Origin of the sequence: Streptomyces pactum, from assembly GCF_002005225.1 — a bacterium.
Taxonomy (GTDB): Bacteria; Actinomycetota; Actinomycetes; order Streptomycetales; family Streptomycetaceae; genus Streptomyces; species Streptomyces pactum_A.
The window spans coordinates 3386960-3406633 of the sequence record NZ_CP019724.1 but is presented as its reverse complement, the minus strand read 5'-3'; the positions used below and the strand labels follow the sequence as shown (position 1 = coordinate 3406633).

The 19674-nt window shown below is 72.7% G+C and carries 16 protein-coding genes and 1 pseudogene; 5 read left to right on the top strand and 12 right to left on the bottom strand.

Features of this window, described 5'->3' with window-relative positions; genetic code table 11:
• Positions 1-102: 102 nt before the first annotated feature.
• From B1H29_RS13865 to afsQ1, 3 genes are read right to left on the bottom strand one after another with little or no spacing between them, the layout of a single operon-like run.
• On the bottom strand, positions 103-711 hold the full coding sequence (locus tag B1H29_RS13865; protein WP_055418184.1) for a hypothetical protein: 609 nt from the start codon (positions 709-711) through the stop codon (positions 103-105).
• Complete coding sequence (locus B1H29_RS13860; RefSeq protein WP_055418183.1) at positions 711-2318, bottom strand: sensor histidine kinase; 1608 nt, start codon at positions 2316-2318, stop codon at positions 711-713. Before B1H29_RS13860 ends, B1H29_RS13865 begins: the two co-directional genes overlap by 1 nt.
• The gene (afsQ1, locus tag B1H29_RS13855; protein ID WP_055418182.1) at positions 2315-2992 is read right to left on the bottom strand and encodes a two-component system response regulator AfsQ1; all 678 of its coding nucleotides are present in this window, start codon (positions 2990-2992) and stop codon (positions 2315-2317) included. Before afsQ1 ends, B1H29_RS13860 begins: the two co-directional genes overlap by 4 nt.
• A gap of 224 nt (positions 2993-3216) precedes the next feature.
• On the opposite strand from afsQ1, the gene B1H29_RS13850 reads away from it, so the two are divergent.
• Complete coding sequence (locus B1H29_RS13850; RefSeq protein ID WP_055418181.1) at positions 3217-3975, top strand: SigE family RNA polymerase sigma factor; 759 nt, start codon at positions 3217-3219, stop codon at positions 3973-3975.
• 216 nt (positions 3976-4191) lie between these two features.
• Here the strand turns inward: B1H29_RS13850 and B1H29_RS13845 are convergent, their stop codons facing one another.
• Positions 4192-4827, bottom strand: coding sequence for a uridine kinase family protein (locus tag B1H29_RS13845; protein ID WP_234393009.1), 636 nt, complete (start codon positions 4825-4827; stop codon positions 4192-4194).
• 18 nt (positions 4828-4845) lie between these two features.
• Here B1H29_RS13845 and B1H29_RS40190 point away from each other — a divergent pair.
• Positions 4846-5250, top strand: a pseudogene (locus tag B1H29_RS40190) (hypothetical protein); the annotation flags it as partial.
• Positions 5251-5346: 96 nt separating this feature from the next.
• On the opposite strand, the gene B1H29_RS13835 reads toward B1H29_RS40190, so the two are convergent.
• The 3 genes from B1H29_RS13835 to deoC are packed head-to-tail and all read right to left on the bottom strand — an operon-like array spanning position 5347 to position 8670.
• Positions 5347-6246: an aldehyde dehydrogenase family protein gene (locus tag B1H29_RS13835; RefSeq protein ID WP_055418179.1), complete on the bottom strand. Its 900-nt coding sequence runs from the start codon at positions 6244-6246 to the stop codon at positions 5347-5349.
• Complete coding sequence (locus tag B1H29_RS13830; protein WP_055418178.1) at positions 6239-7699, bottom strand: aldehyde dehydrogenase family protein; 1461 nt, start codon at positions 7697-7699, stop codon at positions 6239-6241. Before B1H29_RS13830 ends, B1H29_RS13835 begins: the two co-directional genes overlap by 8 nt.
• Positions 7700-7704: 5 nt before the next feature.
• Entirely contained in the window at positions 7705-8670 is a 966-nt protein-coding gene (deoC, locus tag B1H29_RS13825) for a deoxyribose-phosphate aldolase (RefSeq protein ID WP_055418952.1), read from the bottom strand.
• 113 nt (positions 8671-8783) lie between these two features.
• Here deoC and B1H29_RS13820 point away from each other — a divergent pair, with 113 nt between their 5' ends.
• The gene (locus B1H29_RS13820; protein ID WP_079160211.1) at positions 8784-9464 is read left to right on the top strand and encodes a PH domain-containing protein; all 681 of its coding nucleotides are present in this window, start codon (positions 8784-8786) and stop codon (positions 9462-9464) included.
• A gap of 541 nt (positions 9465-10005) precedes the next feature.
• Here the strand turns inward: B1H29_RS13820 and B1H29_RS13815 are convergent.
• The 4 genes from B1H29_RS13815 to B1H29_RS13800 all read right to left on the bottom strand — a co-directional run bounded on the left by B1H29_RS13815 (position 10006) and on the right by B1H29_RS13800 (position 14961).
• Complete coding sequence (locus B1H29_RS13815) at positions 10006-11244, bottom strand: hypothetical protein (protein ID WP_055418176.1); 1239 nt, start codon at positions 11242-11244, stop codon at positions 10006-10008.
• 232 nt (positions 11245-11476) lie between these two features.
• Entirely contained in the window at positions 11477-13123 is a 1647-nt protein-coding gene (locus B1H29_RS13810; RefSeq protein WP_055418175.1) for a phospho-sugar mutase, read from the bottom strand.
• Between the two features lie 467 nt (positions 13124-13590).
• On the bottom strand, positions 13591-14427 hold the full coding sequence (locus tag B1H29_RS13805) for a purine-nucleoside phosphorylase (protein ID WP_055418174.1): 837 nt from the start codon (positions 14425-14427) through the stop codon (positions 13591-13593).
• Between the two features lie 96 nt (positions 14428-14523).
• Positions 14524-14961, bottom strand: a complete 438-nt coding sequence (locus tag B1H29_RS13800; RefSeq protein WP_055418173.1) for a gamma-glutamylcyclotransferase — start codon at positions 14959-14961, stop codon at positions 14524-14526.
• An 84-nt stretch (positions 14962-15045) separates the two neighbouring features.
• Between B1H29_RS13800 and B1H29_RS13795 the strand changes: the two genes are divergently transcribed.
• A complete protein-coding gene (locus tag B1H29_RS13795) occupies positions 15046-16494 on the top strand; it encodes an NAD(P)H-quinone dehydrogenase (protein ID WP_055418172.1) in 1449 nt (482 codons plus the stop codon).
• Between the two features lie 179 nt (positions 16495-16673).
• On the top strand, positions 16674-17669 hold the full coding sequence (locus B1H29_RS13790) for a DeoR/GlpR family DNA-binding transcription regulator (RefSeq protein WP_079160210.1): 996 nt from the start codon (positions 16674-16676) through the stop codon (positions 17667-17669).
• 95 nt (positions 17670-17764) lie between these two features.
• Here B1H29_RS13790 and B1H29_RS13785 read toward each other — a convergent pair whose 3' ends face one another.
• Positions 17765-19537: an acetyl/propionyl/methylcrotonyl-CoA carboxylase subunit alpha gene (locus B1H29_RS13785; protein WP_055418170.1), complete on the bottom strand. Its 1773-nt coding sequence runs from the start codon at positions 19535-19537 to the stop codon at positions 17765-17767.
• Between the last annotated feature and the right edge of the window lie 137 nt (positions 19538-19674).

Genomic DNA, 19674 nt, shown 5'->3' with positions numbered 1-19674 from the left:
CAGGGGTGAGGCTTGCGCCACATGGCCCCAGGGGGGCGTCTGTGCGCCACCCGCCCCCCTGCCACGCCCCCTGCCGCGCGTCCCTGCCGCGCGTCGCGGCCGTCAGCCGTCCGTGACCTCGCTGGACGGCGGTTCGTTGCTGCCCGGCCGGGCGCGGACCTCGTCCGTGCAGGCGTAGCGGCGTGCGGTCCCCTCGCCCGGGCCGGCCAGGACGACGGAGCCGTCGCCCTCGGCCGCGGCCGAGTCGGAGAAGGTGCAGACGACCTGGGCGAGGGCGTACGACGTGAGGTCGCCGGGGGCGGTGTCCAGACGCAGCGTGTCCTCGGGGTCGCCGGGGCGCGGGCCGGTCACGGCGATGCCGCGGCGTACGTCCGAGGTGTACCCGGCCTCCTTCTCCGCGGCCGACGGCGGCGCCGCGAGCTCGTTCAGCAGGCCCTGGGCCACCAGGACCCGCCGCCCGGAGTCCGCGCCGTCCGGCACCCGTACCGTCCGGTCCACGGCCACCAGCGAGGAGCCGCACAGCAGGAACACCCGCACCGGCACCCCGGGCGCGGTCTGTGCCGTCACGTCCGGCTCGGCGAGCGAGCAGCGCACCCGCGAGGGCGCGGGACCGTAGTCCGTGGGCACCTCGGTGGCCCGGATGCCGCACCCGGCGAGCAGCGCGGCCAGCACGGCCAGCCCGGGCAGTGCCGACAGGCGGCGTACGGTCATCAGACCTGTCCCTTCGCGTCCTTGCCCTTGCTCTCGTCCGCGGCGTCCCCGGCGTCCCCGGCGTCCCCCGCGTCGTCCTCGGCCGCCGGCGGGTCCTGCGGCAGCCGCAGCGTGAACACCGCGCCTCCGTCGGGGGAGTTGGACGCGGTGATCTCACCGCCGTGGATGTGCGCGTTCTCCAGGGCGATGGACAGGCCGAGCCCGCTGCCCTCGGAACGCGGCCGGGAGGCGCTCGCCTTGTAGAAGCGGTCGAAGACGTGCGGCAGGACGTCCTCGGGGATGCCGGGCCCGTGGTCCCGCACCCGGATGACGATCTCGTCGTCCGCCCGCGCCACCGACACCCGTACCGGCGACCCGCCGTGCTTGAGCGCGTTGCCGATCAGGTTGGCCAGGATCACGTCCAGGCGGCGCGGGTCGAGCCGGGCGTGGATGCCGCGCTCGGCGTCCAGGTCGACGGCGTCCAGCCAGGCCCGGGCGTCGACGCAGGCGGTGATCTGATCGGCGACGTCGACGTCGTCCAGCACCAGCCGGGCGGTGCCCGCGTCGAAGCGGGTGACCTCCATCAGGTTCTCCACCAGGTCGTTCAGCCGCCGCGTCTCGCTGACCACCAGCCGCACGGCGGGCTCGACCATCGGGTCGAAGCTCCCGCCCTCGCCCTCGAACTCCAGCTCGTCCTCCAGCACCTCCGTGACGGCGGTGATCGCCGTCAGCGGGGTACGCAGCTCATGGCTCATGTCCGCCACGAAGCGCCGCGACGCCTGCTCCCGGCCGGCCATGTCCGCGACCCGCTTCTCCAGCGCCTCGGCGGCGCTGTTGAACGTCCGGGACAGGTCGGCCAGTTCGTCGGTGCCGGACACGCGCAGCCGGGTGTCCAGCTTCCCCTCGCCCAGGCGCCGCGCCGCGATCCCCAGCCGGTGCACCGGCTTCAGCACGGTCGTCGCCAGGGCCTGCGCGAGCAGCGCGGAGCCGAGCAGGGCGAGTGCGGTGGCGATCCCCAGCGACCAGGCGAGCGAGTTCAGGTCCTTGGCCTCCGGTTCCAGCGACTTGAGCATGTAGCCGGTCGGCCCGCCGCCGATCACCCTCGTGCCGGCCACCAGGTAAGGAGTGTCGTCGTCGGTGATCCGCTGCCAGTACAGGTGGTAGGGGTGCTTGTTGGCCGAGGTGACCTTCTGCTCCTTGTCCACCGCCGTACGCAGCGACTGGGGCACGTCGGAGAGCGCGAAGCCGCCCAGGCCGCCGGAGCCGCCGTACACGGTCGAGCCGGCGGCGTTCTCGGCGACCAGCAGCACGCTGAACCGCTGGCTGCTGTTGGCCATCTGCCCCGCGGTGTGCTGCAACTCGTCCTGCGTGGGGTGCTCGGGCAGCGCGCCCGCCCGGTTCTGCATCTCCTGCTCGAAGTCGCGCAGCACGGCGTCCTGGGTGCGGGTGAGCACCGCCTCCCGGTTCAGCCAGTAGGCGATGCCGGACGCGGACACGGCGGCGGTGAGCGCGACCAGACCGAAGACGAGGACCAGCCGCAGGCGCAGGCTGGTGAAGCGCAGCCCGGACCAGACTCCCTTGCGAGCCGCGGCCCAGCCGCGTGAACCCCCCTGGTTTTCCCGTGTCACTGAGGCGGATCCAGCCGGTAGCCGACACCCCGCACGGTACGGATCAGGGTCGGGGACGACGGCACGTCCTCGACCTTGGCGCGCAGCCGCTGCACGCAGGCGTCCACCAGCCGGGAGTCACCGAGGTAGTCGTGCTCCCACACCAGCCGCAGCAACTGCTGCCGGGACAGCGCCTGTCCCGGGCGCCGGCTCAGTTCGAGCAGCAGCCGCAGCTCGGTCGGCGTGAGCTGGAGGTCCTCGCCGTTCTTCGTCACGGTCATCGCCGACCGGTCGATGACCAGGCCGCCGAAGCTCGCCGAGTCCGTCGACTCCCGCTCCCCGCGCCGCAGCACGGCCCGGATACGGGCGTCCAGCACCCGGCCCTGCACGGGTTTGACGACATAGTCGTCGGCGCCCGACTCGAGACCGACGACCACGTCGATGTCGTCGTTGCGCGCGGTCAGCAGGATGATCGGCAACTGGTCGGTGCGCCGGATACGACGGCACACCTCGAAGCCGTCGATGCCGGGCAGCATCACATCCAGCACGATCAGGTCCGGCCGCTGCTCGCGCAACAGCTTCAGACCGTCCTCACCGCTGGCAGCGGTGGCCACCCGGTGGCCCTGGCGGGTCAGGGAGAGCTCCAGGGCCGTGCGGATGGCGTCGTCGTCCTCGATCAGCAACAGGGAAGGCACGGGCTCATTCTGGCCCATGGAGGGGGTGCGGTTCGACCTGTGGGTCCGGATGGGGTCCCGCCACGCCGCCGGACCTCGTGAAGGAACGGTGGTGCAGCGGTGACGGACCCCTGTGACAGGTCTGTGACAGTCGGCGGACACGGCCATGAAGTCGCCGCGGCAAGCTTTTCGGCACAGGCAACACGGCAAGCCGAACACCGGAAGTCCACGACGGGGGGCGCGAGATGAACACGCTGAAGGGCACCAGCACCAGCGCAGTGGTCACGCGTCTGCACGACGTGCACACACACCGGGGTTCCGAGAAGTCCGGTGCCGTGAGCGGGCGGGGGTGCGCTCGCGGCACCGGGCGTCAGCACACCGCCTACATGGCGGTGGTCGACGCGCGTCAGGGGGAGACGCACGCGGGGTCGGTGTACGGGGAGGGCCCGGGGGAGCGTCGCTCCACGGAGGAGACGGTGGGTGCCGAAGCGGCGTTCACCGCCTACGTCCAGGAGCGCCGCGCCTCCCTGTACGCCACCGCCTACCACCTCACCGGTGACCGCTTCGAGGCCGAGGACCTGCTGCAGAGCGCGCTGTTCTCGACGTACCGGGCGTGGGACCGGATCAGTGACAAGGCGGCGGTCGGCGGGTACCTCCGCCGCACCATGACCAACCTGCACATCAGCGCCTGGCGGCGCCGCAAGCTCAACGAGTACCCGACCGAGGAACTGCCGGAGACGGTCGGCGACACGGACGCGATGCGCGGCACCGAGCTGCGCACGGTCCTGTGGCAGGCGCTGGCCCGGCTGCCCGAGCTCCAGCGCACCATGCTGGTCCTGCGCTACTACGAGGGCCGCACGGACCCGGAGATCGCGGACATCCTCGACATCAGTGTCGGCACGGTGAAGTCCAGCATCTGGCGGTCGCTCCGCCGGCTGCGCGAGGACGAGGTCCTCAGCTTCGGCCGTGACCGGGAGGACGCCTTCGGCGAGTTGGTCGCCTGAAGGACGGGGGCGGGGGCCCGTGAAAAAAAGTTCGAGCCGGGGTGTATCAGGGGGAGGGGACCGGGCTCTTACTCACGGGGAAGCACCACGGGGGATACGGGGGACACGGGGGAACAACCCGGGGGGACACGGGGGAAGCACGGGGGAGCGGAAGGAGAGCGGGACTGGAGGGCCGGGGGGTCCGTCCAGTCCCGCTTCTCTGTGTGCGGGCACGCGTCACACGGCCGTACGCGCCGTGGCGCACCGCCCCGCCGCCGCGGCGGCCAGGCGGCCCATCGCCTCGTCCCGGTCGCAGGCGTGCGCGCCCAGGGCCGTCTGCCGGGCGATGACCGACCGCTCCTGCCGCATCAGCCGCCAGCCGCGGCGCAGCAGGAACGGCACGGACTTCCGGCCCTCCCGCAGATCCCGCAGGAAGCGGCGGCGGAAGGTCGTCAAGGGGCCCCGGCTCAGGCACAGCGCGTCGGCCAGGACGCCCAGTTCCCGGCAGCGCGTCACGAGTTCGGCGGCGAAGATGCCCTCCGCGAGGAACAGCGGGGCCCGCCCGATGCCGATCGTCTCCTCGCCGGTGCGGGCGCTGAGCGCGAGGTCGTAGACGGGCACCCGCGTACGGCCCGTGCGGCACAGCTCCGTGATGGCGGCGACGGCCGTGTCCGCGTCCCACGATGCGGGATGGTCCCAGTCGATGTCGGAGCTCTCGGGCACCAGCGGCAGCGTCGGGTCGGTGCCCTCCTTGTAGAAGTCGTCGAGGCGCAGCACCGGAAGACCGGAGTGGGCGGCGAGGAGGGACTTGCCGGAGCCGGAGGGGCCGCAGAGCAGCACGACTCGCGTCGGTATGGGCGGATGGGAGCTCACGGGACACCAGTCTGGGGCATCGGACGGCCGCCGTACGACCCCGCGGGTCGACTTTGCAGCGCTCGTCACATCTCGGTGACGCTGTGCGGTGATCCGGTCACTGCCCGCACTGTTGGTGCGGTGGTCCGTGGCAACCGCCAAGAGGTGGCAGCGGCGACGGCCCGCCACGCGCTCCCCCCGGCGCCCCCACCGCAGGCCGGTCCGCAGGCCGTGACCGGCGTGGTCGGCTGCGTCACCGGTCCGGTCGCCGACCTCAAGCCCGGCCCGCCGGCCGGCGTCGGCGTCGACCCGCTGGACAACGGCGTCGGCACGAAGGTCGCCGACTTCCGGCCGCTGATCTCGACCGCCCTGACCGGGCCGGTGGCGCAGGCGCACTCCCTCGGCTCCGTGCCGGTGGCGGGGCAGGCGGCGGAGCTGCCGCGCCGACGCGCCCGCCCGCGCGGCACGCACACGAAGAACCGCGCCTTCCCCGGACGGAGGGAGGGCGCGGCTCGCTCGTGGGTGCGGAGCTCCGGCGCCTCAGTACGACGAGCCGGACGCGCCCAGCGCGCCCGTCGGGTGCCAGACCGTCTTCGTCTCCAGGAACGCCGTCATGCGGTCGGTGCCCGGCGTCGCCGACCAGTCCACGTCGTCCACAGGCTGTGGACGAAGGACGCGCTTCAGGTTGTCCGCCGCCGCGACCTCCAGCTCCTTCGCCAGCGTCTCGTCGGCGCCCGCGAGGTCGATGGCGTTGACGTCCTGGTGCGCGGCCAGCGGCGCGGCGATCTCCGCCGTACGGCCGGACAGGATGTTGACCACGCCGCCGGGGAGGTCTGAGGTGGCCAGCACCTCGCCGAGGGAGAGCGCCGGGAGCGGCGACTTCTCGCTCGCGATCACGACCGCCGTGTTGCCGGTGGCGATGACCGGGGCGACGACCGAGACCAGGCCCAGGAAGGACGACTCCTGCGGGGCGAGGACGGCCACCACGCCCGTCGGCTCCGGGGAGGACAGGTTGAAGAAGGGGCCCGCGACCGGGTTTCCGCCGCCCACCACCTGGGCGATCTTGTCGGTCCAGCCCGCGTACCAGACCCAGCGGTCGATCGCCGCGTCCACCTGGAGGCCCGCCTTGGACTTCGACAGGCCCTCGGCGTCGGCGACCTCCGCGACGTACTGGTCGCGGCGGCCCTCCAGCATCTCGGCGACGCGGTAGAGGATCTGGCCGCGGTTGTACGCCGTCGCGCCGGACCAGCCGCCGAACGCCTTGCGCGCGGCGACCACCGCGTCACGGGCGTCCTTGCGGGAGGAGAGCGGGGCGTTCGCCAGCCACTTGCCCTTTGCGTCGCTCACCTCGTACACCCGGCCGCTCTCGGAACGCGGGAACTTCCCGCCGACGTACAGCTTGTAGGTCTTGAAGACGCTCAGTCGGTTCTGGTCAGACATCGAGGTACGCCTCCAGGCCGTGGCGGCCGCCCTCGCGGCCGAAGCCCGACTCCTTGTAGCCGCCGAACGGCGAGGTCGGATCGAACTTGTTGAACGTGTTGGACCAGATCACACCGGCGCGGAGCTTGTTCGCGACCGCCAGGATGCGCGAGCCCTTCTCCGTCCAGATGCCCGCCGACAGGCCGTACGGCGTGTTGTTGGCCTTGGCGACGGCCTCGTCGGGCGTACGGAAGGTCAGCACCGACAGGACCGGGCCGAAGATCTCGTCGCGGGCCACCGTGTGTGCCTGGGTGACGTTCGTGAAGAGCGTCGGGGCGAACCAGTAGCCGCTCTCCGGGATGTCGCAGGCCGGGGACCAGCGCTCGGCGCCCTCCGCCTCCCCCTGGTCGGCCAGCGCGGTGATCCGGGCCAGTTGCTCGGCGGAGTTGATCGCGCCGATGTCGGTGTTCTTGTCCAGCGGGTCGCCGAGGCGGAGGGTGGACAGGCGGCGCTTGAGGGAGTCGAGGAGCTCGTCGTGGATCGACTCCTGGACCAGCAGGCGGGAGCCCGCGCAGCAGACCTGGCCCTGGTTGAAGAAGATGCCGTTGACGACGCCCTCGACGGCCTGGTCGATGGGGGCGTCGTCGAAGACGATGTTGGCGCCCTTGCCGCCGAGTTCGAGCGTCAGCTTTTTGCGGGTGCCCGCCACCGTGCGCGCGATCTGCTTGCCGACGGCGGTGGAACCGGTGAAGGCGACCTTGTTCACGTCGGGGTGGGCGACCAGCGCGGCGCCCGCGCGGCCGTCACCGGTGATGATGTTGACGACGCCCTTGGGCAGGCCCGCCTGACGGCAGATGTCCGCGAAGAAGAGGGCGGACAGGGGAGTCGTCTCGGCGGGCTTGAGGACGACCGTGTTGCCGGTCGCCAGCGCCGGGGCGATCTTCCACGCCAGCATCAGGAGGGGGAAGTTCCACGGGATGACCTGGCCGGCCACGCCCAGCGGGCGCGGGTTCGCGCCGTAGCCCGCGTGGTCGAGCTTGTCGGCCCAGCCCGCGTAGTAGAAGAAGTGCGCGGCGACCAGGGGGAGGTCGGCGTCGCGGGTCTCCCGGATCGGCTTGCCGTTGTCGAGGGTTTCCAGGACGGCCAGCTCGCGGCTGCGTTCCTGGATGATGCGGGCGATGCGGAAGAGGTACTTCGCGCGCTCCGGGCCGGGGAGCGCCGACCACTTCTCGAAGGCCTTGCGGGCGGCCTTCACCGCGCGGTCGACGTCCGCCTCACCGGCCTCGGCGACCTCGGAGAGGACCTCCTCGGTGGACGGGGAGACCGTCTTGAAGACCTTGCCTTCGGCCGCCTCGGTGAACTCGCCGTCGATGAACAGGCCGTAGGACGCGGCGATGTCGACGACGGCGCGGGACTCGGGCGCCGGTGCGTACTCGAACGCGGATGCGGCGGTCGGTGCGGATGCAGATGCCATGGTGATCAGTCCACCGTCACGTAGTCGGGGCCGCTGTAACGGCCCGTGGCCAGCTTCTGACGCTGCATCAGCAGGTCGTTCAGGAGCGAGGAGGCGCCGAAGCGGAACCAGTGGTTGTCCAGCCAGTCCCCGCCCGCGGTCTCGTTGACCAGGACGAGGAACTTGATCGCGTCCTTGGCGGTGCGGATGCCGCCGGCCGGCTTCACGCCGACCTGCACGCCGGTCTGCGCACGGAAGTCGCGGACCGCCTCCAGCATCAGCAGGGTGTTGGACGGGGTCGCGTTGACCGCGACCTTGCCGGTGGACGTCTTGATGAAGTCGGCGCCCGCCAGCATGCCGAGCCAGCTCGCGCGGCGGATGTTGTCGTACGTCGACAGCTCGCCGGTCTCGAAGATGACCTTCAGGCGGGCGGACGTCCCGCAGGCCTCCTTCACGGCGACGATCTCGTCGTGGACCTTCAGGTAGTCGCCCGCGAGGAACGCCCCGCGGTCGATGACCATGTCGACCTCGTTCGCGCCCGCCGCGACGGCCTCGCGCACGTCGGCCAGCTTGACCGCGAGCGAGGCGCGGCCCGCCGGGAACGCGGTGGCGACCGAGGCGACCTTGACGTCCGAGCCGGCGACGGCCTCCTTGGCGGCGGGCACCATGTCGGGATAGACGCAGACGGCCGCGGTGGCCGGGGCCGTGCGGTCGGTCGGGTCGGGGCGGACCGCCTTCGCGCCGAGCGCCCGGACCTTGCCCGGGGTGTCCGCGCCTTCCAGCGTCGTCAGGTCGACCATCGAGATGGCGAGGTCGAGGGCGTACGCCTTCGCGGTGGTCTTGATGGAACGGGTGCCGAGCGAGGCGGCGCGCGCCTCCAGGCCGACCGTGTCGACGCCGGGCAGCCCGTGGAGGAAGCGGCGCAGCGTGCTGTCGGACGCGGTGACGTCGGCGAGTCCGTGTGCGGGAACAGCGGATGCAGTGGTGGGCATGGTCACCAGGCGAGCATATCTACGCGCGTAGCGGCTGTACAGTCCCGTGCGCTCATTCCGCGGACCGGCACCGCCTATGAGCGCTCCCCGGGACGTCGGGCACAATCGGCACCATGACGACCCCGGAGCCCCAGCCACCATCGCCGCAGCCGTCGGTACCCGTGTCCAAGGACCGGGTCTACCGCTCGCCCGCGGGCGTCGCCGGCGGCGTCCTGCTGCTCGCGCTCGCCCTGTGGCTCGGCATCGACGCCCTGGTCGCGGGCGAGGGCCGCACTCCCTGGATGGCGCTCGCCACGCTGCTGTTCCTCGTGCCGCTGATCGCCGCCTACACCGTGCGGCCCGCCGTCTTCGCGGACGAGGACCGGCTGCGGGTGCGCAATCCCTTCCGCGTGATCGTGCTGCCCTGGGGTCAGGTCGCCTCGTTCCGGTCCGGCTACTCCAACGAGGTCTTCACGGAGTCCGACGACAAGTACCAGCTATGGGCCATTCCCGTCTCGCTGCGCGGCCGCAAGAAGGCCGTCCGGCAGGAGGCGCGACGGGCCTCCGGCGGTGGCCGGGGGCGCGGTGGCGTGCTCGGCGGCCTTGGCGGTGGCGGTGGTACCGGGTCCGCGGCGGCGGACGGTCCGGTGCGTGCGGAGACCGACAAGGTCATGGACGAACTGCGCGAACTGCTGGAGACGCGCAAGCCGGCCGACGGCTCGCAGGGCGAGGTGACGGTGCGCTGGGCGTACGAGGTCCTCGCGCCGGCGGTGGCCGGGGCGGTGCTGCTTGCCGTGCTGCTGGGCACGGGCTGACGCGCCGGGCGGCGCCGGGCTGTGGCAGGGGTCGGTGACTGGCTGACCCGCGCCGGGCGGTGCCGGGCTGGCGTGCCGGGTGGTGTGCGGCTGTGGGATCGAGTGGTGTCCGGCTGACGCGCTGCCGGGTGGTGGGGGCTCTTGGGGCAGGTGGTGTCTGGTTTGACGGGCGTCGGGTGGTGCCGGGCTGGCGTGCCGGGCTTGCGGTGCTGTCGCTCCGGGTGGTGTGGGGCTGTGGTGTCGGGTGGTGTCTGGCTTGACGGGCGTCGGGTGGTGCCGGGCTGGCGTGCCGGGCTTGCGGTGCTGTCGCTCCGGGTGGTGTGGGGCTGTGGTGTCGGGTGGTGTCTGGCTTGACGGGCGCCGGGCGGTGCCGGGCTGGCGTGCCGGGCTTGCGGTGCTGTCGCTCCGGGTGGTGTGGGGCCGTGGTGTCGGGTGGTGTCCGGCTGACGCGCGCCGGGCGGTGCCGGGTCATCGGCGTGGGCGGGCGCTGAGCCCGGGAGTGCCCGGTCGCCGGCGTTGTGGGCCGGCCGGCGGCGGGGTGTCACGGCGCGGCCGACCAGACCAGCAGCATGTACGCCCCGCAGTACGTGGAGCCCAGTACCGCCGCCGCCAGCACCATCGCGCGGTGGCGCCGGGAGGCGCGGGACAGGTGCAGGGCGAGCGGCAGGAGCAGGGGGAAGGCCGGGAGCAGGAAGCGGGCCCGGGAGAAGTACACGCCGCCGCTGCCCAGCACGATCGCCAGCATGACGCCCGTGAAGACCAGCAGGGCGGCGGGCTGGCGGTCCCACGCCGACAGGCCGAAGAGGACCACCGACGCGATCAGCGTGAGCGTCACCATCACCAGGAAGAGCTGCGGTGTCGGGTCGCGCCACAGCAGCCACCGGATCTGGTGCAGCGTCCGCAGGCCGCCGTCCAGCTCGTTGTACCAGAGCCGCTGTACGGCGAAGTAACCGTCCCAGCGGCCCAGGCGCAGGCCCACCCAGCCGAGGTAGGCGCACCAGCCGAGCGGCGCGAGGGCCGCGGCCGCGAGGACGCGCGGGACGAGCGCGCGGTGGCGGACGAGGTGCAGCAGCGCCGTCACGGTGACCGCCGCCGCCACCGCGATGCCGGTGGGACGGGTCAGGCCCGCCAGCGAGGCGAAGCCCGCCGCGCACAGCCAGCGGCCCGTGAGCACCGCGTACAGCGACCACGCCGCGCACGCCGTGAACAGCGACTCCGTGTACCCCATCCACTGCACCGCGCCGACCGGGAACGCCGCCCACAGCGTGGTGAGGAGCACGCCGACGCGGCGGCCGTGGAGGTGGTCGCCCACCGCGAAGACGCCCCACGCCGCGACGAGCGAGGCGACGACCGCGAGGCCGAGGCCCGTGGACGCGCGTGTGCCCGGCGTGAGGACCGCCAGCGCCTTCACCAGGACCGGGTACAGCGGGAAGAAGGCCAGGTTGTTGGAGTTGCGGGCGGTGCCCAGCTCGTGGTCGTAGCCGTGGTCGGCGATGGCGAGGTACCAGTCGGAGTCCCACTGCGCGGCGAGGTTCACCCAGAGGTCCTGGTGCCGGCGGGGGGCCCAGACGGCGAGCACCAGCAGGCCCGTGAGGCGTACGGCGAGGAAGGCGCCGAGGGCGGGGGCGGCACGGCGTGCGGCGCGCAGGACGCGCCGGGCGTGGCCGCGGGCGGTGCCTTGCGGGCGCGGGGAGCCGGCCGCGGGGGTCTGGGGGCGCCGGGTGCCGGGGATGTGTCCGCTGCGTCCGCTGGGGGTGGTCTTGGGGGCGGTCGAGGACACGGCGGCGGCTCCCTGGTGGCTCGGCGGTGCGGGTACCGGCGGTGCGTCCACCGGCGGTACGCGTGCCGGTGGCTGCGGGTACCGGCGGTGCGTTTTCCGGTCCACGGTTGCCCGGGGGGCGGTCCTGGGAGGGGAGGGCGGGTCAATGAGCGGGGGGAAATCACCCGATGGGGTGCCTCCGGGTGGGGGCACCCCATCGGGTTCCGTGGGCCGGGTGATCAGCCTCGCGTGGTCAGATGCCCGCCGCGGCCGACAGGTCGCGCTTGAGTGCCGTCAGCAGGTCCGTCGCCTTCGCGCGGGCCTCGGGGAGGGCGGCGTGCGCCGAGACCGGGACGACCACCTCCAGGTAGCACTTCAGCTTGGGCTCCGTACCGCTCGGGCGGACGATCACCCGGGCGCCGTCGAGGGTGTAGCGCAGGCCGTCCGTGGGCGGCAGCGTGTCCGTGCCCCGGGTGAGGTCCTCGGCCTTCGTGACGGGGAGGCCCGCGAGGCGGGCCGGGGGCTGTTCGCGCAGGCGGTGCATCGCGGCGGCGATGAGGGAGAGGTCCTCGACGCGGACCGAGAGCTGGTCGGTGGCGTGCAGGCCGTGCTCCACGGCGAGGTCGTCGAGGAGGTCGAGGAGGGTGCGGCCGGACTCCTTGAGGGCGGAGGCCAGCTCCGTGATCAGGAGGGCCGCGGTGATGCCGTCCTTGTCGCGCACGCCCTCGGGGTCGACGCAGTAGCCGAGGGCCTCCTCGTAGCCGTAGCGCAGGTCCTCGACGCGGGCGATCCACTTGAAGCCGGTGAGGGTCTCCTCGTACGACAGGCCCGCCTTCTCGGCGATGCGGCCGAGGAGGGAGGAGGAGACGATGGACTCCGCGAACGTGCCGTGCGCTCCGCGGGCGACCAGGTGGGCGGCGAGGAGGGCGCCCACCTCGTCGCCGCGGAGCATGCGCCAGTCGGTGCCGTCGTGGACCGCCACGGCGCAGCGGTCGGCGTCCGGGTCGTTGGCGATGACCAGGTCGGGGCCCGTCTCCCGGGCCTTCGCGAAGGCGAGGTCCATCGCGCCGGGCTCCTCCGGGTTGGGGAAGGCGACGGTGGGGAAGTCCGGGTCGGGCTCGGCCTGCTCGGTGACGAGGGCGGGCCGCGGGAAGCCGGCGCGGGCGAATGCCGCGAGGAGGGTGTCCTTGCCCACGCCGTGCATCGCCGTGTAGACGGTGCGGGCGGTGCGCGGGGAGCCCTCGGAGAGGACCGCGTCCGTGCGGGCGAGGTAGGCGTCGAGGACCGAGTCGTCGAGGGTCTGCCAGCCGGTCTCGGGGCGGGGGACGTCGTGCAGGGAGCGCACGGCGTCGATCTCGGCCGCGATGCCGGCGTCGGCGGGGGGCACGATCTGGGAGCCGTCGCCGAGGTAGACCTTGTAGCCGTTGTCGCGGGGCGGGTTGTGGCTGGCGGTGACCTCCACGCCGGCGACGGCGCCGAGGTGCCGTATGGCGAAGGCGAGGACGGGCGTGGGGAGGGGGCGGGGGAGGACCGCCGCCCTGAGGCCGGCGCCGGTCATCACCGCGGCGGTGTCCCGGGCGAAGTCCTGTGACTTGTGGCGGGCGTCGTAGCCGATGACGACGAGGCCGGCGGTGCCGTCCCCGTGCGGGGTCCCCTGCTTCTTGAGGTACGCGGCGAGGCCGGCGGCGGCCCGGACGACGACCGAGCGGTTCATGCGCATCGGGCCGGCGCCGAGTTCGCCCCGCAGGCCCGCGGTGCCGAACTGGAGGGTGCCGGAGAAACGTGCGGTGAGCTCGGCGTGGTCCTCGGCGTCGATGAGCTTGGCGAGTTCCGCGCGGGTGTCCGCGTCGGGGTCCTCGGCCAGCCATGCCCTGGCCCGTGCGAGGAGGTCGTCGTGCACGTCGGTCAGCCTCTCGTGTGGTCGTGGTGCGGGTGCGGGTGCGGGGTGCCTTCGGCGGCTTGTGCGGGGGCGGTGCCTGCTGCGGCCTGTGCGGGTTCGGTCGGGGTGCGGGGTGCTTGCGGCGGCCTGTTTCGGTGGGGGTGCGGGGTGCCTGCGGCGGCCTGTGCGGTTTCGGTGGGGGTGCGGGTGGCGCGTTCGGTTCGGTGCGGGGCGGGGCCGCGCCGGGGGTGTCCGTCCTCGGAACGGCGCGGACTCGGTCGGCCACGGAAGTGCCGGGCGATGACGCGCCGACCGCTGCGGGCGGACACCCCCCGGCACGTCCCCTTCCCGCCGTACGCGGCTCTGAGTCCGCGCGGTTCCCCGCGCCACGGTGCTCAGTCGCGCCGTGGCGGCCGTCGGTCGTACTTCCTGTGGCCGACTTCCCCGGGTGGGCGCAGGCGGCACCCACGCCCCGTGCCGAGGCCGGGCTACAGCCGGCCCAGTACCCGCGTCAGCAGCGAACCCATCCGGGTGGCCGAGTCGCGGCCCGCCTGGAGGACCTCCTCGTGGTTGAGGGGCTCGCCCGTCATGCCCGCCGCGAGGTTGGTCACCAGGGAGATGCCGAGGACCTCCGCGCCCGCCTCGCGGGCGGCGATCGCCTCCAGGACCGTCGACATGCCCACCAGGTCGGCGCCGATGACGCGGGCCATGCGGATCTCGGCCGGCGTCTCGTAGTGCGGGCCGGGGAACTGGGCGTAGACGCCCTCCTCCAGCGTGGGGTCGACCTCCTTGCACAGGGCGCGCAGGCGGGGGGAGTAGAGGTCGGTGAGGTCGACGAAGTTCGCGCCGACGATGGGGGAGGTGGCGGTGAGGTTGATGTGGTCGCTGATCAGGACCGGCTGGCCGGGGCGCATGCCTTCGCGCAGGCCGCCGCAGCCGTTGGTCAGGATGATCGTCTTGGCGCCGGCGGCGACCGCGGTGCGGACGCCGTGGGCGACGGCGGCCACCCCGTGGCCCTCGTAGTAGTGGGTGCGGCCCAGGAAGACCAGCGCGCGCTTGTCGCCGATGGAGTACGAGCGGATCTTGCCGCCGTGCCCCTCCACTGCCGGCTTGGGGAAGCCCGGCAGGTCGGTGACCTGGAGATCGGCCTCGGGGGCGCCCAGCGCGTCCACGGCCGGTGCCCAGCCGGAGCCCATCACCAGGGCGACGTCGTGGGTCTCGGCGCCGGTGAGTTCGCGCAGGCGGGCCGCGGCGGCGTCGGCGGCGGCCCTCGGGTCTACTGGGGTGGCGCCCTGGATGTCGTCCGGAAGAAGAGATGCGTTCACGCCGAAGAGGGTAGCCGGTTTACGCCTACGCGCGTAGATGACAGAGCTCACGGGATCCCGATTGTTGTTTCGTCGTTTCCGACGAGGGGCCGCGGTTCAGCAGGGGCGCTTGCGGAGTTCCATGACGTAGTCGTGCGGCGCGCCCGCCGATTCGGCCGCGTCCGCCACCTCGCCCAGGTAGCGGGCGGAGGGCAGGCCGCCCTCGTAGGCGTTCAGGACGTACGTCCAGGCGTTCTCCTCGCCCTCCAGCGTGTGGACGCGGACGCGGGTGCGGCGGTATATGTCCAGCCCCACGCCCTCCCACCGGTCGAGTGAGTCCTCGTCCATCGGGGCGATGTCGTACAGCGCCACGAAAACCTGGGTGATCGGGTCCTCGACGAGGGTCGCGAGCGCGCCCTCCCAGCCCATGTGCTCGCCCCCGAAGGTCAGCCGCCACCCGTTCAGCCAGCCGGTGGCGCGCAGCGGCGAGTGCGGGGCGCGGCGGGTCATCAACCGCGCGTCGAGGTTGCCGGCGTACGCGGCGTAGAGCGACATGGGGAGAGGGTACGGCAGCCTTCCGAGCGCCGCTCTTGTAACAGACGTGCCCCCGGGCGGCTCCGCGTCGGAGGGTGCGGGACAATGGAGTACGTGACTCGGATCGTGATCATTGGTGGCGGACCCGGCGGATACGAAGCGGCGCTGGTGGCCGCTCAGCTCGGCGCGGAGGTGACCGTCGTCGACTGCGACGGGCTGGGCGGGGCGTCGGTGCTGACCGACTGCGTGCCGTCCAAGACTCTGATCGCCACGGCCGAGGTGATGACCACCTTCGATTCGTCCTACGAAGAGCTGGGGATCATCGTCGCCGACGACACCCCGCCCATGGAGCAGGCCGCCCGGGTGGTCGGCGTGGACCTGGGGAAGGTCAACCGGCGTGTCAAGCGGCTGGCGCTGGCCCAGTCCCACGACATCACCGCCTCCGTGACGCGGGCCGGCGCCCGGGTCATGCGCGGGCGTGGGCGGCTGGAGGGCATGCAGGCGCTCGACGGGTCGCGGAAGGTCGTGGTGCGCGCCGCCGACGGGAGCGAGGAGACGCTCACCGCGGACGCGGTGCTCATCGCCACCGGTGGCCATCCCCGCGAGCTGCCCGACGCCCGGCCCGACGGCGAGCGGATCCTGAACTGGACCCAGGTGTACGACCTCGACGAGCTGCCCGAGGAGCTCATCGTGGTGGGGTCCGGTGTGACCGGTGCCGAGTTCGCCGGCGCCTACCAGGCGCTGGGGTCGCGGGTCACGCTCGTGTCGTCGCGGGACCGGGTGCTGCCCGGCGAGGACCCGGATGCCGCCGCCGTGCTGGAGGACGTCTTCCGGCGGCGCGGCATGAACGTCATGTCGCGGTCGCGGGCCCAGTCCGCCAAGCGCGTCGGGGACCGGGTGGAGGTGACGCTCGCCGACGGGCGGGTCATCACCGGCTCGCACTGCCTGGTGGCCGTGGGTGCCATCCCCAACACGGAGGGGATGGGGCTGGAGGAGGCCGGGGTCAAGCTCAAGGACTCCGGGCACATCCGGACCGACCGGGTCTCGCGGACCTCCGCTCCCGGCGTGTACGCCGCCGGTGACGTGACCGGCGTCTTCGCGCTCGCCTCGGTCGCCGCCATGCAGGGGCGTATCGCCATGTACCACTTCCTCGGGGACGCGGTCACCCCGCTGAACCTGAAGACCGTCTCGTCCAACGTCTTCACCGACCCGGAGATCGCCACGGTCGGGTACTCGCAGGCCGACGTCGACGCCGGCAAGATCGACGCCCGCGTGGTGAAGCTGCCGCTGCTGCGCAACCCGCGCGCCAAGATGCAGGGCATCCGGGACGGGTTCGTCAAGATCTTCTGCCGGCCGGGCACCGAGATCGTCGTGGGCGGTGTCGTGGTGGCGCCGCGCGCCTCCGAGCTCATCCACCCCATCTCGCTCGCGGTCGACAACAACCTGACGGTCGAACAGATCGCGAACGCCTTCACCGTGTACCCCTCCCTTTCGGGGTCGATCGCGGAGGTGGCACGGCAGTTGCACACGCGGAAGGCCGGCGCGGAGGGCTAGGCGCTCCGGCCGCGGCCGGAGCCGACTCCCGGCTGGTCACGGGGAGTTGCGGACCTTGCGGGCGGCATAGGCGGCCGGAGTAGGCGCGTATACCACTTCGGATCCTGCCATGCGAACAACTTCTGTTATTCGGCGCATACTGCTGAAAGCAGACGGTCGTTGGGGTTACTGTCAGTTTCGTGTTCGCTGCAGAACGTCGCCAATTGATCCTCGAAATGGTGCGAGCGAACGGGGCCGTGTCGCTCCGTGAGCTCGCCCGCGTCGTCCAGACCTCCGAAGTGACCGTACGGCGGGACGTGCGCGCACTGGAGGCAGAAGGACTCCTCGACCGCCGGCACGGCGGTGCGGTATTGCCGGGCGGATTCACGCGAGAATCCGGCTTTCCGCAGAAGTCCCATCTCGCGACCGCCGAGAAGACGGCCATCGCCGACCTCGCCGCGGGCTTCGTCGAAGAGGGCGAGGCCATCGTGGTGGGGGCGGGGACCACGACGCAGGAGCTGGCACGCCGGCTCGCGCGGGTCCCCGGGCTGACCGTCGTCACCAACTCGCTGCTGGTGGCCCAGGCCCTCGCCCATGCCAACCGGGTCGAGGTCGTGATGACCGGTGGCACGCTCCGGGGGTCCAACTACGCCCTCGTCGGGTCGGGTGCCGAGCAGTCCCTGCAAGGGCTGCGGGTGTCCAAGGCCTTCCTGTCCGGGAGCGGGCTGACGGCCGAACGGGGCCTGTCCACGTCCAACATGCTGTCGGCGTCCGTCGACCGCGCCCTGGTGCAGGCCGCCGCCGAGGTCGTCGTCCTCGCCGACCACTCGAAGTTGGGCACGGACACCATGTTCCAGACCGTGCCCACGGACGTGATCACCCGCCTGGTCACCGACGAGCCGCCCGGCCACGACGACCGTGCCGCCACCGAGCTCCAGGCCCTGGCCGACCAGGGCGTGCAGATCGCCGTGACCGGGGCGTCGGGGGGTGCGACGACGACCGGCTCAGGAGGGCCAGGGGCCTCGGGGACCTCCGGCGGTGATGCCGTCCCGGCGCGTCAGCAGCGCCGGGACGTGCCGCTTCCCGGACCCCGCCGCCAGGTCCCGGGTGCGGCGGCCGGGCTGCGGGCCACGGCCCTGGGAGAGCAGAACGCCGGGGCGGAACGGGCCCGCGTCGCGGATCTGCGCCGACGCTGAGCCACGCAGGGTCCGTCGCGTCCCCGGCACCAACGGCGGGGCGCCCGGCGGACCGCTGTGGTCCACCGGGCGCCCCGGACGCCCTGTACGGCCGCTCAGTCCTTGATCTCGCAGATGGGAGCACCGGAGGTGACGGAGGCGCCGACTTCGGCGCCCAGGCCCTTGACGGTGCCGGACTTGTGGGCGTTGAGGGGCTGCTCCATCTTCATGGCCTCCAGGACGACGATCAGGTCGCCTTCCTGGACCTCCTGGCCTTCCTCGACCGCGATCTTCACGATGGTGCCCTGCATGGGCGAGGCGAGGGTGTCGCCGGAGGCGGCGGGGCCGGACTTCTTGGCCGCGCGGCGCTTGGGCTTGGCACCGGCCGCCAGACCGGTGCGGGCCAGGGACATGCCGAGGGAGGAGGGGAGGGAGACCTCCAGGCGCTTGCCGCCGACCTCGACGACGACCGTCTCCCGCCCCATCTCGTCGTCCGCCTCGGTGTCGGCGGGCGCGGTGAAGGGCTTGATCTCGTTGACGAACTCGGTCTCGATCCAGCGGGTGTGAACCGTGAACGGGTCGGCGGAGCCGGTCAGCTCGGGGGCGAAGGCCGGGTCGCGGACGACCGCGCGGTGGAAGGGGATGGCGGTGGCCATGCCCTCGACCTGGAACTCCTCCAGGGCGCGGGCGGCCCGCTGCAGGGCCTCCTTGCGGGTGCGCCCGGTCACGATCAGCTTCGCCAGCAGGGAGTCCCAGGCCGGGCCGATCACGCTGCCGGACTCGACGCCGGCGTCGAGGCGGACGCCGGGGCCGGCGGGCGGGGTGAAGGCGGTGACGGTGCCGGGGGCGGGGAGGAAGCCCCGGCCGGGGTCCTCGCCGTTGATGCGGAACTCGAAGGAGTGGCCGCGCAGCACGGGGTCGCCGTAACCGAGTTCCTCGCCGTCGGCGATGCGGAACATCTCCCGGACCAGGTCGAGGCCGGCGACCTCCTCGGTGACCGGGTGCTCGACCTGGAGGCGGGTGTTGACCTCCAGGAAGGAGATCGTGCCGTCCACGCCCACCAGGAACTCCACGGTGCCGGCGCCGACGTAGCCGGCCTCCTTCAGGATCGCCTTCGAGGCCGCGTACAGCTCGTCAACCTGTGCCTGGGACAGGAAGGGGGCGGGGGCCTCCTCCACCAGCTTCTGGTGGCGGCGCTGCAGGGAGCAGTCGCGGGTGGAGACGACGACCACGTTGCCGTGGGTGTCGGCCAGGCACTGGGTCTCCACGTGGCGGGGCTTGTCGAGGTAGCGCTCGACGAAGCACTCACCGCGCCCGAACGCGGCCACGGCCTCACGGACGGCCGAGTCGTACAGCTCGGGGACCTCTTCCAGGGTGCGGGCGACCTTCAGGCCGCGCCCGCCGCCGCCGAAGGCGGCCTTGATCGCGATCGGCAGGCCGTGCTCCTTGGCGAAGGCCACGACCTCCTCCGCGCCGGAGACCGGGTCGGGGGTGCCGGCGACCAGCGGGGCGCCGGCCCGCTGGGCGATGTGCCTGGCCGCGACCTTGTCACCCAGGTCGCGGATCGCCTGCGGGGGCGGGCCGATCCAGATCAGACCGGCGTCCAGGACCGCCTGCGCGAACTCGGCGTTCTCGGAAAGGAATCCGTAGCCGGGGTGGATGGCGTCCGCGCCCGACTCACGCGCCGCTTTGAGGACCTTGGCGATGTCCAGGTAACTGGTGCCGGGGGTGTCACCACCCAGGGCGAACGCCTCATCAGCGGCGCGGACATGCAGAGCGTCCCGGTCCGGGTCCGCGTAGACGGCCACGCTCGCGATCCCGGCGTCCCGGCAGGCCCGGGCCACGCGGACAGCGATTTCGCCACGGTTGGCGATGAGCACCTTGCGCACGATTGAGGCTCCCTCCTTGAAACAAGCCGAGTTTAGGGACTGCCGACACGGCACTTCGACCCGTCCCCAATGGTGAGCTTGCCCACACGGAGCGTGATTCGAGGCTCGCTCGACCCGCGAAATCCCTTGTCGTACCG